The sequence below is a fragment of the Flavobacterium rhamnosi genome (assembly GCF_048286515.1).
Taxonomy (GTDB): Bacteria; Bacteroidota; Bacteroidia; order Flavobacteriales; family Flavobacteriaceae; genus Flavobacterium.
This window is the reverse complement of sequence record NZ_JBLVPS010000001.1, coordinates 272,314-289,644: the sequence shown is the minus strand read 5'-3', so window position 1 is coordinate 289,644 and position 17,331 is coordinate 272,314. Positions and strand designations below refer to the sequence as shown.

Annotated in this window: 12 protein-coding genes; all 12 read right to left on the bottom strand. The window is 36.5% G+C overall.

The window, feature by feature from the left end:
- Positions 1-47 precede the first annotated feature (47 nt).
- Complete coding sequence (locus tag ACNQGN_RS01260; protein ID WP_417986063.1) at positions 48-2,498, bottom strand: tetratricopeptide repeat protein; 2,451 nt, start codon at positions 2,496-2,498, stop codon at positions 48-50.
- Positions 2,498-2,998 carry an ATP-binding protein gene (locus ACNQGN_RS01255; RefSeq protein ID WP_417986062.1) on the bottom strand — a complete coding sequence of 167 codons (501 nt, stop codon included), beginning with the start codon at positions 2,996-2,998 and terminating at the stop codon, positions 2,498-2,500. The genes ACNQGN_RS01260 and ACNQGN_RS01255 overlap by 1 nt, the downstream gene beginning before the upstream one ends.
- 302 nt (positions 2,999-3,300) lie before the next feature.
- Complete coding sequence (locus tag ACNQGN_RS01250; protein WP_417986061.1) at positions 3,301-4,521, bottom strand: ABC transporter permease; 1,221 nt, start codon at positions 4,519-4,521, stop codon at positions 3,301-3,303.
- Positions 4,518-5,282 (bottom strand): ABC transporter ATP-binding protein, encoded by a 765-nt coding sequence (locus ACNQGN_RS01245; RefSeq protein WP_417986060.1) that lies wholly within the window; start codon positions 5,280-5,282, stop codon positions 4,518-4,520. The genes ACNQGN_RS01250 and ACNQGN_RS01245 overlap by 4 nt, the downstream gene beginning before the upstream one ends.
- A gap of 18 nt (positions 5,283-5,300) precedes the next feature.
- A complete protein-coding gene (locus ACNQGN_RS01240; protein WP_417986059.1) occupies positions 5,301-6,554 on the bottom strand; it encodes an efflux RND transporter periplasmic adaptor subunit in 1,254 nt (417 codons plus the stop codon).
- 307 nt (positions 6,555-6,861) lie between these two features.
- Positions 6,862-7,377 carry a cupin domain-containing protein gene (locus ACNQGN_RS01235; RefSeq protein WP_417986058.1) on the bottom strand — a complete coding sequence of 172 codons (516 nt, stop codon included), beginning with the start codon at positions 7,375-7,377 and terminating at the stop codon, positions 6,862-6,864.
- A gap of 53 nt (positions 7,378-7,430) precedes the next feature.
- A complete protein-coding gene (locus tag ACNQGN_RS01230; protein ID WP_417986057.1) occupies positions 7,431-9,053 on the bottom strand; it encodes an alpha-glucosidase in 1,623 nt (540 codons plus the stop codon).
- 12 nt (positions 9,054-9,065) lie between these two features.
- Complete coding sequence (locus ACNQGN_RS01225) at positions 9,066-10,790, bottom strand: glycoside hydrolase family protein (protein WP_417986056.1); 1,725 nt, start codon at positions 10,788-10,790, stop codon at positions 9,066-9,068.
- A gap of 44 nt (positions 10,791-10,834) precedes the next feature.
- Positions 10,835-12,124: an MFS transporter gene (locus ACNQGN_RS01220; protein ID WP_417986055.1), complete on the bottom strand. Its 1,290-nt coding sequence runs from the start codon at positions 12,122-12,124 to the stop codon at positions 10,835-10,837.
- Positions 12,124-13,182, bottom strand: a complete 1,059-nt coding sequence (locus tag ACNQGN_RS01215; protein ID WP_417986054.1) for a glycoside hydrolase family 130 protein — start codon at positions 13,180-13,182, stop codon at positions 12,124-12,126. The genes ACNQGN_RS01220 and ACNQGN_RS01215 overlap by 1 nt, the downstream gene beginning before the upstream one ends.
- A 47-nt stretch (positions 13,183-13,229) precedes the next feature.
- Positions 13,230-15,686 (bottom strand): hypothetical protein, encoded by a 2,457-nt coding sequence (locus tag ACNQGN_RS01210; RefSeq protein ID WP_417986053.1) that lies wholly within the window; start codon positions 15,684-15,686, stop codon positions 13,230-13,232.
- A 144-nt stretch (positions 15,687-15,830) separates the two neighbouring features.
- The gene (locus tag ACNQGN_RS01205) at positions 15,831-17,312 is read right to left on the bottom strand and encodes a RagB/SusD family nutrient uptake outer membrane protein (protein ID WP_417986052.1); all 1,482 of its coding nucleotides are present in this window, start codon (positions 17,310-17,312) and stop codon (positions 15,831-15,833) included.
- Between the last annotated feature and the right edge of the window lie 19 nt (positions 17,313-17,331).

Sequence of the window (17,331 nt, the reverse complement as noted above, 5' to 3'; positions counted from 1 at the left end):
AGCCCATTTTATCCACTTTTTTTTTCAGGTTAATCGACTTAAGAATATCAAAACTTTTTCATAATTTCTATTATTCTTTTTGCCGGTTCTCGTATTTCAACAGCTCGGCTATTTAAATAGCCTTCAACATCTTTCTCAGTTAATGCTTTTATTGCTACATAATAAGGTGCTAATACTGTGTCAAAACCTTTGGCTTCAAGGATACTTAGAAACCAAGTACCATATCCTAATTTAATAGCAACCGTTCCAAAACGCCACCAATCATCTTGAGTAGAAAGCGGAAGAGATTGCTCTACTTTATCAAATGCCTTTTCAAGATCTTCTTTTGCAATGCCTTCATTTCTCTTGTATAATTCAAATAGAGTTTTATTTAGCCAATAACGATCTGTAGCGACTTCATCGATTTCTAATTTACTAAAATATTCGTCCGCCTCAGCAATCTTATTCATTTTCTCCCTATATAGGAATACTAAATTGTATTTTGGTATATTTGAATCTAATTCTAATTCGATTGCTTTTTTATATGCTTTTTCAGCTTTTTCATAATCTTTCAAGTGGTCTTGGTATAAGTTTCCTATAACATTCCAACCCTCCGAAATATTTGGATTAAGCTCAATTGATTTTAAAAATGCTTTCTTTGCTTTATCATAATTTTGTAAATTTAGCATATATAATGTTCCTAAATTAACCCAAGCTTCTGAATCATTTGGATTCAGTTTAATAAAAGCCAAATAAAGTTTTTCAGCTTCTTTATCTTTATCTAATTCCGAATGATAGAACAATGCTAAATTAAAAAGCGAATCAGTATTAATCTCTATAGCTTTTAAATAAGCCTCCTCAGCTTTATCATTAAGTGAAAATCCATGCCAATAAAGGTTTCCTAAATTATTCCATGCTGCTCCCATTTTGTCATTTAATTCAATTGTTTTTAAATAAGCTTTCTTAGAATCTAGATTTTTATTTAAAATTTGATAGACGTTCCCTAAATTAAAATAAGCTTCGGCATTATTTTTATCTCTCCCAATCTCTTCTAATAACTGCTTTTCAATATTTAGATATTGTTGATTCATTGGGCTATCTTCAGCACCATCACTCTCTAAATCAAACCGCTCATATATACTAGGATTTTCTTTTACTTCATCCCTTAAGTCTTTATGATATTTATCTTTAGGTTGTTTTTTTAAGTTTTTGTCTTTTACGACTTCTGCCATCGCCAAATTTAAGGTAATATGATTAAGGCTTCGACTTTCTCTTGACAACTTATTCTTTGTAATGATATGCAAATCGTCTCCATAAAAAGTTTCCAAAAACTTTGCCAGACAATAAAGCTCTTTCTTTTGTCTACGACTACTTCGACGCATTAAAAACCAAATATTAAAAAAACGTTCACTAATTTGATAAGCACCCCCTTTAGCTTTGTATGCATCTAATTTTTCAATCCAGCCTAATTCTACTAATCTTTTTAATTGAGGCGAAAGCTGATTGTTTTCTAATCTTGTCTCTGTTCTTAATTGTTCTAGATTTATTGGATTCCAATTTAAAGCTATTGCATCAACAATTATTTGCATTTGAACAGACAATTCTTCAAATCTTGCTTTATATAATGGCGTTATTTCATCAAGTAAAGCTTCTAAATCATCATTAATTTCTTTTGAAAATCCTTTTACAATAATTTTAAAAAGCATTACAGCAGTTCTTGGGTTTCCACCAGTAAGTTGATGTATCGTTTTTAAGCGAGCTATTTCTTCATGAATATTTATTAAAACTTCTTGTGCATTGGTAACTTTTGCCAAATTATTCAAAACTTCCAAAAGTTCTTCAAAACTTAATTTATTTAAATAACTAATTTGAAATGCATCATAAAAAGGGGCTCCATAATCAAAAGTATCTTCAATTTCTACTGCACTTGCCCCAACGAGAATTGGCGCATCATTTTGCATTAACCAGGCACGCAGAATATGTTGTTCATTTTTATCAAGTCTGTCAAAAACAAAGCTCATATTATCAATTAATAATACGGGTCTTTTATTACTTTTTTTAGACATCTCAATCAAAAAATGAAAAGCTTGTTTAGCTAAATCTTCATCATCTTTAATATTCTCAAGTTGTTTGACTTTTGAGTCAATTAACTGCACCTCTTCTTTTCTCTTTAACAATTCCAAAACATCCGCCATCGCATCTAAACTGTTTAACCAAAATTGAGATAGTTTGTTTAAGTTATATTGTTCTTCTGGAAAAAGTAATGGAATAAATTTAGAGTTCTCTTTTCTTAATTCTACTTCTAATCTTTTCAGTAAAGTACTTTTCCCCATCCCCCTTTGACCAATAAACAAATAGTGCTGCGGAATACTATCTGATTTTTCTTTATTGATCTTATCCATCAATAATTGGAAGTATTTTTGCCTTACAACAAATAAACTTTCTACCGTCTCGTCATCCAATCTCTGTGGATTGTACAAACCTAATTGGCTTAATGATATATGTTTTAACTTGTCCATTATTTCGAAAATCTTTTATACCAAAAATCTCTTAAGAGAGGAGAGCGAAAACTATATTTTGATTCTTCTTCAATTAAATAGCCATCATTTTTCAACATGTATATCAACTGACTTAATATAGAGTCTGTCTTTTCCTGATCATTTACTATTGTGTTTAAAAAAGATAAAAGTATACTTCTACTCTCGCCTTCTTTATTACTAGAAAGTCGTTTTAATAATTTTCGGGCATAATCTTCCAACTCTTTATACTCGTTCAATCTTTCTTCCCAAGTATTAAGATGCTTCTCACTTAATAATAAATCGTACTCCATTGAATTCCACCCAGCATCTTTAGCTTGTTGTATTATTTTTTTTGCTAAGGACGATTTACCAACTCTTCTTGGAGCAGAAAGTATTACTGAATTTCCTTTCTGAATATGTTTCCATATATATTCTAGTTCTTTTTCTCTCCCAAAGAAATTACTTCCTTCTACTGGAGATCCTGTTATATTACTAATCATAACTAATATTTTAGATCACAAATATATATACAAATTTGTATATATACAAATTTGTATATATAGATTATTAAGAAATATATTATTGGATCGGTGTTTCACAGCGTGCTCTGGGAAAAGAAGTCAAGATTTCTAGAAAAAACAATCGCACTGTATTTGCAAAAATTTGCACAAACAGGAGTTGACTGTAAGGAATTGCTAAAGAATCTTATAAGGATCTTGAGTAAATACTTGGACTAATAAAGCCTGTTACGTGTGTATTTTTGAAAAAGACCTCTAGTATCACTACCGGTAATCAAAGCCATTTATTCATATCGCAATGCTTCTATAGGATCCATTCTTGAAGCTTTAAGTGCCGGATAATACCCGAAAAAAACACCTGTTACAAAACACACCAAAAAGGAAAGTACCACTGAGGATTGGGTGATTACTGTGGGCCAATTCATAAAATGAGTAACCAGTTTAGTTGTGGTGATTCCCAGCACTACTCCTATCAAACCACCAGTGACACTAATCATAATGGCTTCGATTAAGAACTGCATCATGATATCAATTCCTCTTGCTCCAAGAGACATTCGCAATCCAATTTCTTTAGTACGTTCTGTGACTGAAACATACATGATATTCATAATTCCAATACCTCCTACTATTAAGGATATCCCTGCAATAACAGTGAGCAATACAGTCAATGTTCTGCTTGTTGAAGAAAAGGTACTAATTAATTCCGCTTGTGTTCGCACTGTAAAATCATCCTCAGCTCCTTTAGTGAGTTTATGACTGACTCTTATAATTCTTTGGATCTCGGCAGCAGCTTTCTCTGTTACATTTTCATCAATTGCCGATGTAAAAATAGCCTGATAATGCGTGGTTGAAAGGATTCGTTTCTGTACAGTGCTGATTGGAGAAAGAATTACATCGTCCTGATCCTGACCAAAAGTATTCTCCCCTTTCTTACTTAATATTCCAATTATTTTGAATGGAATTTTTTTAAATCGAATGTTTTTTCCCAAAGCATCCTCGCCATCCGGGAAGAGATTTTTTAGCACTGTTTGCCCAATAAGACATACTTTAGCAGCCGATTTTACATCCTGATTTGTAAAATTGATACCATCCTCTAACGGCCATCCTCGTATGAATAAATAGTCCGGATTCACACCCTGCATTGAAGTTGACCAGTTATAAGGCCCATTAATGACCTGTCCTCTTGAGTTTACGGAAGGTGAAACAGCATTGATATAAACCGATTGCTTTTGCAGGGCGATAACATCCTGCTCATCAAGCAATTGAACACTTGCATAGTCTATTCTTGCTCCTCCCATCAGAGTACTGCTGGGTCTTATCGTAACCATATTGCTACCCATGCCCTTTATTTGGCTTTGAATACTGTGTTTTGACCCCTGGCCAATGGCAATCATAGCAATCACGGCAGCCACTCCTATGATAATGCCAAGCATTGTCAGAAAAGCACGCAGCTTATTGCGTTGAATTGCCCTCCAGGCTATCCGTATAAGATTCATTATTTTCATTTGGCTCCAGTTATCAAATCGGGAATTGGCGGAAGACTTTCTAAAACTTCTTTTGCATTGCGTACATTGGTATTGATGCTATCTTTTATTATTCTCCCGTCTCGAAGTATTATAGTACGCTTGCTGAAGGAAGCAATATCCTGTTCATGTGTTATAAATACGATTGTTTTGCCATGAACGGCATTCAATTCCTGCATCAATGCCATAATTCCATATGAAGTTCTGGAATCAAGATTACCTGTAGCCTCATCGGCCAGAATCATTACAGGATCATTTACCAATGCTCTGGCTATAGCCACCCGTTGTTGCTGTCCACCCGATAACTGACTTGGAAGATACGAAATCCTATCGGTGAGATTGACGGCTTCTAAGGCATTCATTGCTTTTTCCTTGCGTTCCTTTGCTGAAATTTCAGGATTATACAGTAAGGGTAATTCCACATTTTCGATTGCCGATGTTCTTGGTAATAAATTGTAGGACTGGAAAATAAATCCTAGTTTTTTATTGCGAAGCCTTGCCAGTTCATTTTTTGAAAGTGTGTTTATATTGATTCCATCAAGTATATAATCTCCCGATGTGGGCCTGTCCAAACACCCTAATATATTCAACAAGGTAGTTTTCCCGGAACCGCTACTGCCCATAATAGTAACAAATTCACCGGAATTGATTGTTAAACTAATATCGTTAAGTGCTTTGACGATTTCATCTCCCATCTTGAATTCCCGTTTTAGATTTTTTATGTCAACTATAAGTGAGTTCATTACATTGGTTTTTATGCATCAATTTCTCGGACCTCCGCCAGATCTTCTCGGCATTTGTGGCATAAAAGGACTCCGCTGTGCATTGCGGGAATCTTTACTATTTTCACCAGCCATAGTATTCGTTACCACAGCCTCATTTGGTAAAAGCCCCTCTATTACCTTTACATTCTCATCATCGTTCAGCCCAATTGTGATGCGTTTCTCTAACAAGGTATCTCCTGATTTTTTCCATACATACGCTTTTTGGCCTTTTTCATTTTCAGCATCTATTGTACCTAAACCCTCTTTTTGAAGACTTCTTTTTTGATGGGTCATTGCTCTTTCCGCATTTATAATTACGTAACGATTTCTCAAAATGGAATCTGGCTTAAAGGTCAAAGCCCGAGCAGGAATAAGTAAAGCATTGGCATCTTCTTCTGTATAAATATAAATACTGGCGGTCATACCTGGTTTTAGTTTCATTTCTGAATTGTCAACATTGATCAATGTCTTATACGTAACAACATTCGCAGCTACCGAAGGATGAAGTAAAATTTGTCGAACCTCCCCTTGAAAAACATCATTTGGAAAAGCATCAACAGTAAAAGTCACTTTTTGTTTCGACCGTATTCCGCCAATATCTGCCTCGTCCACAGCTGCACTAACCTGCATTTTGGTAAGGTCTTTTGCAATGACAAATAAAGTGGGCGCATTAAAACTTGAAGCAATAGTCTGACCTGCACTGACATTTCTGTTGAGCACCACACCATCAATCGGGGAATAAATATTTGTATAAGAAAGATTTTTATTTATAATTTTCAATTGTGCATGCGAAGTAGCAACCGCTGCTCTGGCCGTTTCAATTTGATTGAGCGCCAACTGATAATCGGCTTTACTGATGATTCCCAAATTAAACAATCTGGTTTGCCGCTCATAATTGGCTTGCTGAAAATTTAAATTGCTTCTGGCATTGTCCAGATTTGCTTTGGACTGTTCCGCTTGCGCCAAAAGAATAGAAGGATCTATTTTGGCCAGCAATTGCCCATTTTTAACCACATCATTAAAATCAACATAGATATTTTTTATAACTCCCGACACCTGTGCTCCTACAGAAACGGTATCAACAGGCTGAATGGTTCCTGTAGCTGTGACGCTTTTAGCAATAGGACCGTACGTTGCCTTAGCTGTGAGGAAAGTTATGTCTTCCGTTTTTTCACGAAATACAAAATACAAAACAGCACCGACTGTAGCAAGAATCAAAATGCAAACCAATACTATTGTCTTTTTTTTCATTGCAATCATTTTTATGGAATTCCGGAATTACCCCCGGTAAAACCCATCCCTGATTTAATGCAATATGGCGACTAACTTAGCTATGCTCCTTCTTTAATACATCTCTTTACCAAAACCACAAAATACTGATAATAAGCATTTTAAATCACTTAAAACCATATCAAATTTAAGATTTTATTTCCTAAAAAGCTTCAAATTACTCCTTAAGATTATTCCAAAAAAAAACATTGTTTCGGAATAAAGCTACTCCGTAAACAATGTTTCTATTTTTAAATGTATCTGATCCAAAAGGGAACGATGGTTTTCTTTATCTGCCAAAGTCATCCTGCAGACGGACGATATCATCTTCATCAGATGGATTTTCCGGGTCTGTATGTTGCCAGATTTCGGCTACTATTCCCCATGAATCTAATCCAATTAAGCGATGACGTTCGCCTTTGTCCATTTGGATAAAAGTCCCCGGTGTAAGTTCCTGAATTTCTCCTTCTTCATCTGTGGCACTAGTTTTCACACCTACTACACCAGCTAGTATTTTCCATATTTCCGCTCTGCGAAAGTGATATTGCCATGATAACCGTTTGTGAGGTGCCACCACCAATATCTTCGGACTTAACTTATTGGTGATCTTAATTGTTTCCATTTCAAGATGAGGAAAAAATTTAGCGGCAAAAGCAGGCGCCTGACTTTCATCAATTACGAAAAAACCTCCCCATGGTCGTGTTTCATCTTGTTTAACGACTGTGAAATTTTCTTTTTTTAATGCGGCAGCAATTTGCTCAAAAACAGCGCTCTTGTCTGAAGTATTAGCGATAGTAAGATTCATTTTTATTTGTTTTAAAAGTAAAAAATATTCGATTGATTGTATTTCTGTATATTCTAGTTGCTGTAAATGATAAAGTCATTTGATTTCAGTTTTGTTTTTCCCATGAGGATTTTTGCTCCTTTTGGAAGGCGCACTTTCTGTACCGAACCAAAGTTAATTACCACAGAAATTTTATGCCCTTCATAAGACCGGGTAAACAAAATTTGTCCGTCTTTATGCTCTAGCCTGTCGTATTTTCCATACTGCAGGACTTTTTCAGTATTGCGTAGGGCTATCAGCTTTTGATAGCGATGAAGAATAGAATTTTCTTTTTTCGCTAAATCCTGAACATTGATTTGTTTGTAATCGGAATTGGTTTTAATCCATGTTTTTTTTGTTGAAAAGCCGGCAAAAGCATTTCCATTCCATTGCATTGGACTTCTGGATTTGTCCCGGTTGTGCTCGTTTCCTTCCAAAAGGGCTTCCTCAGGGCTTTTACCTTTTTCTAAAGCCAATTCATAGTGGGTTTTCCCCTGAATATCGACCATTTCTTTCCGGTTATGAGCGACAATATTATGCATTCCGATTTCTTCTCCATAATAAACAAAAGGAACGCCTTTTGCCGTAAGAATCAAAGCTGCCAAGGCCACTGCTTTATCTGGATTCCCATCCGCTAATCGGTCAATCATTCTTGGCATATCATGGCTTCCAAAAAACAAAGTGGGGTAATTGCTCATGTTTTTTTCCATGCTTTGCAACTCCTCAAAAATGCGCTGTGAGGAAAATGTTTTGATACTTCCAAAGTTGAAATTAAAAACCACATCCAATAAATCCTGTGACTGGTATTGTTTCAACACCTCAATTTTATCACTTCCGATTTCGCCAACTATAAAACGGTTGTCATACTCGTTTACAGTCGATTTTATCATTCGCATGGCATTTTTCACCCCTTGCTGATCAATGTCGTTGCTGTGCTCTTGTTGTCCCTCCTTTATCGGATTGTCAGCTGTAATTCCATCGGTGGTTAAAAAATTAATCACATCCAGTCGAAATCCATCAACACCGCTATCAAGCCAAAACCGAAGTGCTTTTTGAACCTCAACAACCACCTTAGGGTTAGACCAGTTGAGATCCGCCATTTTTTTATCAAACTTATGGTAGTAATATTGATTCGTCACAGTATCTTTTTCCCAAGCCGAACCGCCAAAAAAAGATTCCCAATTGTTCGGTTTATCCTTCCAGATGTAATAATCGCGGTACGGATTATCTTTTGATTTCCGGGATTCCTCAAACCATTTGCATTGTGTAGAAGTATGATTCAGCACCATATCCATAATCACCTTGATTCCTCTTTTATGCGCTTCTTTCAGAAATGTATCAAAATCAGCTTTACTGCCATAAGTGGGGTCGACCTGGTAATAATCCGCAATGTCATAGCCGTTATCTACTTTTGGAGACCTAAGAAATGGCGTGAGCCAGATTCCTTTTATACCTAGTCCTTTCAAATAATCCAGCTTATCGGTCATTCCTTTAAAATCGCCATATCCATCGCCATTACTGTCTGCATAACTGGGCATGTAGATTTGATAAAACACCGATTCTTTCCACCATTTTTCATCTGTCTGCTGTGCTTTTACAGAACTTCCGCTAAACATAAAGAAAGAAAGTAGTGCTATAAGCACAATTTTAGAGTTCATAAGCAAATCATTTTATTTTTTCTGTTGAACGTTATAATCCACTACAATACCATCCACCAGCATTTTAGAACCTTCGTACGTTATTTTACCGCCTGACGGAACACAAACAATTACCGCTGCACTGGCTGCTGCAATCTTTATTTTAGCCGAAGAAGAAACGTTACGGGCAACAAAACGGCCCAAAACGGTATTGTATAAATCTACTTTTTTTTCCTGCTCTGTTTCTACTGAAACTTTTTTCTTAGTGGTATACGGATTATAATATAAAAAAGAAGGATAGGCTTTATCACTGAAAAAATCGGTAGCCAGTAAATTCAGTTGTAGAATTCCAGCCACATTAGTTGCACGGATAATACTTCCGAAGATACCAACATGTCCACTTCCATAAACACTGAATTGCGATTCTTGGGGATTTTGGCCCGGTACCCAAAGTGGCCCGTCACCTTGTGCGACAGGTCCTTTTAAATTTTCATACGCTTTATAACTCGATTGACGAATGATGCCCTCATATCCGATTACTCCTTTGCTAACCTCAGCAAGATGCGGAATCGTTTCATGCTCATCGGGCATGTACTGCGGATAAAAAAAACGCGATGCATTAGCTGCATTCAACATCCATTTTCCAATTGCCGTCGCATAGGATTGATTGTAGCGAACCATTGGAACCAATGGCCAGGCCATATCATAGGTATTCATTAAAAAACCATATCCACCGTGATCTACCGTACTCCCTACGGTTCCTGAAATATCAATTCCATTCCAGTTACCAACCAATACTCCCCAGCCTTCACGACAAATTGCCGTTCCGTCGAAGGTCCAACCCAACATTTTGTCGGTGTCGTATTGCTTTCCTTCTTCTGCATTTATCCTAGCCGCCAAATAAGCACCAAACGGCATTAATAATTCATATGTGGGATTTATAGGCTGTGACTGCAATGCGGATAAAGCACTTTTGGCTCCTTTTAAATACCTTGGATCTCCAAACTTTTTATAGGCTGCATATAATACCCAAGCATGTCCTGCTGCCGCATCGGGCTGCGCACAGATGTTGTTTTTCATGGGTTTCATTTTGCCGTAATCAAAATAGGAATAATCATAATTCCCATTTAAAATAGAATCGGCCTTGAAGAACTTTTCTGCAATACTTTTAGCGATACCATCGAAACCCGGTTCGTTAGGATATTTGTCATAAACAGCATAAAACAAAAGATTCGGATACACATCATACCACCAGTCACGACCATAACCACCACCCAATAAAGCGACTTCCGGGCACGTATTGTTCATCATAATGTCCCAGCCTGTTTCTGAATTGAAATAATTTTTCAGCATACCAACATAATTTAAATTTTGTTGCTTGCTTTTGTCTATTCCTACTAGACTCGCTCCTAATGTCGCTCCCATAGTAGCCAAAGCTTCATGGAACATCCCTTTATTATTTTTCCCCTGCCTTACATCGGCCACTGCAGTGTAGATCCCTACAACGTCTTGCGGAAAATTCTTTTTGCTGCTGTCGATCCATACCATAGGCCAATATTTACCTTTGGCATTGAAATCATAAACAGTACTATCAAAACTGACAGCCATTTTTTTATAATCGATGATTTGAAATGGTTTCGGCAGGTTTGGCATCTGATCCACACGAGCTATCTTTTGTTGTTTTACCTGTGCTGCTGCGTTACTTCCGAAAAAGATAAAAAACAGACCGGCAAAAGTGATTTTGAAAATAGTATTCATTTCTTATTTTGATTTAATTGTAACTCTATTTTTTTTAATCTGTATTACACCATTTTTTCAGCAACTTCGCTAAGCACTTTGCTATCAATTACGGGTTCATTAGGAGAAAGTAATTTCCCTTCTGCTATAATTTTTTTGGCTACAAAAATTGAACTCAACTGCAAGATAGCTACAATTACAATAGCATAACGCAACGCAATTTCAGTAGAAATAGCATAAGCCAAAACTAAGAATGTACCTGCTCCTAAAAATCGACCTGCAAACAATCCTGCTTCATGGTTAAGTATATAAGCAAACTCGCCTCTTTTTTCAATTTTAGAAACAATATCGATTACTTTAAACTGAATTGGAAAATAAGCCAAATCCATTAGCGGTTTCGCAATCAGTAACAACAGAATGAATACAATTACACCTGTCTGACTGAATAACAATCCATTAACTATTGCTCCTAAAGCAAACAAAACAAGTCCTGCTGTAAATATTTTTATTCGGTCTGAAGGTTTCGAAATCCTTCCTAAAACATACATAATTACCGCTGCAATTATAGCTCCTATGGATTGAGCAGTCCCCAGTGCTCCTTCCTTCCCTATCAATAACATAATCAGCATAGCAGGTGCCGTTACCAGAAACCCCTGAACCAGCCCTTTCAATAATGACAATGACAGTAATTTATACCATAATTGATGGAATTTAAAAAACACATATTTTTTTTGCTCCGGATTCTGGAATGTCCCTCTGAAACAAACTATAGAGGCTGCAACAGTCACTAAAAACACTAGTCCGGTAATGATTAGATAAGCGGTATGTATTTGTGCTTCATCTCCACTTGATTCGATAAACCAGCCGATAGTAATCGGAATGACAACGGCTATGATGGTGTAGAAAAAAGTTTCCAAACCATAATAATAATTTCGATTCGTATCATTAGTAATGGCTAATGCCAAATAATCTCGGTTAGACCAATAAAACCCAAAAGACAATCCCATTGTAATTCCGGCAAATCCTATTCCTACCAAGTCAAGTGTTTTCAATGACATCATGATCATCATAGAAACGCCGCTCAGCATCATTCCTGCTGAATACAATTTTCTGATATTAAAGTGTTTCAATAAAAATCCATTTAATAAAAAAGTAAGTGGAATTCCCGCATAAATTGTCAGTTGATAGATAACCACCTTAACAGGGTCATTTGAACTACGCATCACATAAGCAGCCACAAAAATATCGATCACAGGCAAAACAATTGCATAGACCAGATTCGTAAGCACTAATATTTGAAAATTGTGGGTCTGGCTTTTAAAGTGACCAATTTCGGTTTTTAGTTTCTTGAACATTAGTTAAATTTTAAAAGTGAATAAATGTCTTTGATAGAAAACTCAGCACCACAAACAAACTCATCAGAAGCGCCGTAATAAATGGTAACGGTATCGCCATCAGGATGTACAACATGCCCGTTGGTAAAAACTACGTTCCCAAAAAAGCCAGTCAATTCATAGGTTGCGGTAGGAACCATGATTGGTTCTTCTGTTCGTGCAATTACTTTTGTGGGATCGTCTAAATCCATTAAAAAGGCTCCTAAGCAGTACTGATGTGCAGCATTTGCTCCGTGATAAATAGACAACCAGCCTTGTTTTGTTTTTATAGGAGCAGCTCCGGCACCCACTCTTTTGCTATCCCATAAACCAGCTCTGGTTTTTATAATACAATGGTGATTTCCCCAGTGTAGTCCATCAGGAGAAGAAGTGATCCATATATAATTTCCACCAATATCAACACTACTCGGACGATGCAAAGCGTAATACATACCATTGATTTTTTCATCAAAAATGGCACAATCCTTATTGTGTGGAGGCAACATCATTCCATGCGATTCAAAATTTCTCCAATCCGTTGTGGTGCGTAAACCCACTCCCACTCCATTGTCTGAAACAGCTGTATAGGTAAGGTAATATTTATTTTCAAGTAAAGTTACCCTGCAATCTTCCACTCCAAAGGTTTCCAGCATTCCTTCACCAACTAAAAGCGGATAATTCTCCGGCTCATAAAATTTATGTCCATCCTCACTGCATAACAATCGCAGGTGCGATAGCGTAGTTAGATAGTCAACTCCTTTATAATTAATAACCCTTGCGTCACTGGCATCTAAATCAGGGTCATCGGTAGGAATTTCGATGATTTTAATGGCCCCTGTTTCCGTTAAAATAGGAAATGAAATAATATTTTCTTTTTGTTCCGGCCTTTCAGCTACACGTACAATCAACCATGTTTTTCCTTCAAATTGAAATACACCCGGATTGAGAAGACATGTAATTTGTAAACCTTCTCTACTGGCAGGTAAATCTGCCGGGGATAATAAAGGATTTTGTGTAAAACGTTTTGCGATATCTTTCATGCTATTCTATTTTTAGTTTTTTGTTTTTTAGTTTTTGTTTTTTTGCTTTATTTTTTAAAGTCCGGATCCATTTCTGGTGTTCTGATGCCTGCAACTTCGCCTGCCATGAGAATAAATACATTCCAGCACAGACCTCGTGTTGAAGGCCACCAAGAATCCGTTGTGGTCCATTTTGTTGGGATAAATTCTTTGCTGTAAGGCCATTTTGGATTAAGATTAATTTCGGCCCAAGCCCTGTTTTCCATTAATTTTTTTGCTTTATCCCATCCATGCCTTTGCCCTACTACATAAGCACAATATTCAGGGCGCATCCAACTTCCTCCATTATAATAAACACCATCTGTTGCGCCTCCTTTGTAATTTGATTCACCAAATTCACCAAAAGGCTGATATTCCGGACTCAGATACGTATACCCTTGTGTGTCATTAGTCAGCCGTATACATACCGGCGCCGTTGTACCATATTCCGGATGCGGTGCATTTGGCACTTTATTAAGGATTGGCATTTTCTCTAAATGATTGACAACCATTTCGTCTGTCAAAATAGGCTTATTGAACAGCCACAGGGAAAAGAATTCCGGTTCCAAATCAGTTAGCGTAATAATATCCGGATAATTTTTGTCGAACAAAAGATGTTTCCTTTCCACATCATAGAAATTACGATACTCCTGTTCCGCTTTTTCAACATATGCTTCGGATATATCAAAACCCAATTCCTTTATAGTCCGTAGTGCTATAGCAAACATCCCCTGGTTAACCGCCAGCCGATCGGTTTTAGGCTGATAATCGATAATGTCTATTTGACTCAGCGTAAAACGTGACTTGCATATCCCGTCTTTATCTTCATCAAATTCGTGCAGCACATATTCCACAGCCTTTTTTATTTTCGCTTCCGGCAGTACAGCTCCAAAACGTCTTTTATTCAGCATTGCCCAGATAAGCCATTGAATGGTCGCTTCATTATCTTTGACTTCAACTGATCCCATTTCCGGCGTTATAATGGTGGCTATTCCCCCTTTTGAAGTTTGGGTGTCACCCCATTTTTTCCAAATTTCCAGATTCAATTCTTTGTTATAACTTGAAACCGTAGCGAAAAAAGAATCCCGATTGTACATATCCGGTGCATAATTCATATTAGGAACATTCAAAGGGGTAAAATCATTTACCGAAGTAATCCAGGTCAGCATATTGAAGTTAGCATATAACATTTTCTCGATTAACGTCCCTTTAAATCCTTTTCCTTCAGCAAGGCGCGACTGTGAGGAAATCACAAAATCATGATGATTTTTCCAAGGCTCAATAAAAACATACGTTGTTTTGGTAACTTTTTCACCCATATTAATCCTATTATACGATTCCACTCGCGGATGGTGTTCCATTATTTGAAAATCTTTAATCTGAATACTGCAGTTTTTCGCGTCTTGTGCTCCAATAAACAGCGACACAGTATCATTTTCTATATAGGGAACTAAAACACTCCCTTTAAAAACGGTCCATTCATTTTCCTTTACAGGAAACTTATCAATGTATTTGATTCCGTGTTCTAATTCAACTGTCTTTTTTCCATTTTTAATCCTAAAAAGCTTAAGTGCTACGGGAGCCGTTCCCTTGGAAAGAAAGGAAACAGTATACACCTTTTGGTCTTTTAACGGGACAGTCATTTCAATTCCGGATTGATTGGAATCGTTATAATTAAGTGCAATAAGATTGGACTTTTTTTCAACCGCAACAGCTCCAACTTTTTGAAAATTGTCATCAATTTCTAATTTCGATTCGCTTCCGGCATCCAAATTGTACATTTCACCAAAGGTTTGTTTGATATAATGCTCTTTATTTCCTCTTTCGGCTACAGTTGCAAGCGATACCAAAGCAGGATCAGGAAGTTTTCGCATCCCTACAAAACCACCGCCGTGACCGTTAAAGCGTCTGCGTGTAGTTCTGGTATAATGATTTTTATAACCTGCATCCATTAAAAATCCAACAACATGATTATCTGCTGTAACAAATCCAGCCGAAGGAAAGATTTCGTGTGCAAAACCTCCAGGGAAATTATCGTATTCAAAAGTCACATATTTTGAAGGCGTTTGCGCTGGTTTTGAAGTTTCGCTTATCGTGTAATATAAAGAAGGCATCCCCGATTGAAATAAATCGATGCTCTTTTTTATCACGTTCTTATTTACGATTTCATAGGTAACGGTAATAGAAATATTCAAATCAAACTCAGCAATATAAGTGTCTCTTGTTAACTGCACACTCTTCGTATCGCCTATCCATTTAGCGCCTTTCCAGGCAGAAATTTTTGCTTTTTCGCTTAAATCAAAACTGGACATTTCTAATGAGAACTCCTCCGTATTTTTAACTATTAATTGATTCCCATTGTAAATATCAACATTAAAACCATCCTCATTATCGCCCACAACTTTTAAATTAATATTCTGACTTGTAGAAATCGTTCCGATAAGACAGAATAGTAAGATATAAAGAGTATTGAAAAATCGATTCATTTTAAATATTTTCTTATTTATACTAGGATTCTCATTGATTTTCTAATCAATTATTAGAAGTAAAAAATAGAGAAGTAGCAATTTTTTTTATGCAACTGCTACTTCTCAAGGGATACTAATTAAAACCAAATCACTTAATTAACACTAATACCCTGAATTTTGTGTCAAAGTCCCTGCTGATGCATCAATTTCTGATTGAGGGATTGGATATAAGAGGTGTTTATCCTGGAAATTTTTTCCATGAGCTGTCAATACCGCTTTTGCAATTCCCCATCTTTTTAAATCCAGCATTCTTTGGTTTTCAAAACCAAGTTCTGCTCTTCTTTCTGAAATTAACCACCCTTTTACAGTCGCTTTATCGGTAGATGCTATTCTGTCTAACAAAGTTCCAACTGGTGCAGTTCCGCCTGTAGCAGTTACTGTAGTTCTTGCTCTGGCTCTTATGATGTTGATAATAGCAATTGCTCCAGGAGAATCTCCCGTTTCATTTAATGCTTCTGCTTTCCAAAGTAAGGCATCTGCGTAACGCATGTATACTTTATTGGTAACCGCATCATCATTTCCTTTATTGCCGCCATCCAGAGTTCCCAGCATTTTATTTACGTTCTGATTGGCCGCATCTACAGTATAGAATTTTCTTGGATCGTTTGGTTCAAATGAATTCAAGAAATCGGTGCTTGGAGCAAAAAATCCCCATCCTAAAGGAGCACAGATTCCATTACCTCTTCTTGGAGTTGTATTGGACTGATGGTCGTAAGAAAATATAACTTCAGTATCGGTATACTCTTTGGAAGTACTGAAATTATCGAAATAATTAGCATTTAAGCTATAGCCAAGTGGCGCTAACTCATCTACTAAAGTGATTACTTCTGACCATTTTTCAGTGTACAAAGCAGCTTTTGCCTGAAGTGCTATCACAGCACCTTTAGAAACTCTCCATTTTTCACTGGTAGAAGAAAATTTGCTGTTTGGCATTAATCCTTTTGCTAAAACTAAATCTGCTTTAAGTCTGTCCCAAACCACTGTTTTATCAGCTCTCACTGCAACATCAAAAGCTTCCTGATATGTTTTTACAGGCGCTAAAATTAAGGGCACATCGCCAAAATTAGTAACCAAAGAGAAATAGTAGTACGATCTTAAGAAATAAGCCTCACCCAACAATTGGTTTTTTCTGGCAGTAGTAATTCCGGTAATAGCTTCTATATCCGATTTTGTTAATAATTCAATCGCGATATTTAGTCTTTTTATCCCTTCATAATTATATTTCCATAATCCGTTTGGACCACCATTGGTCGAAGTGTAGCTGAAATTGTTTATTTCATCGATCCATGGCTGATCACCATCTGAAGCCCATTTTTTCTCCATATCATCCGATGCGATATCCTGCATGATATAATCATTTTGAAAAACAAGACCTCCGCCCCAATCCCATTGTGCCAATATGTTCAATCGGTTTGACAGCAATTCATAAGAAGAGTTTACAGAACTTTCCACTGTATTTAAAGTGGGAGTGCTGTTTGCCTGGTCCAAAGTCGTTAATCCGATAGGCTCTTGTGTAAGCTCATCTTCACAACTTACCAATACCATCAAGCACATTAGAATACCGGTTTTAAATAAATTTTTCATAATTTATATTTTTTAATTT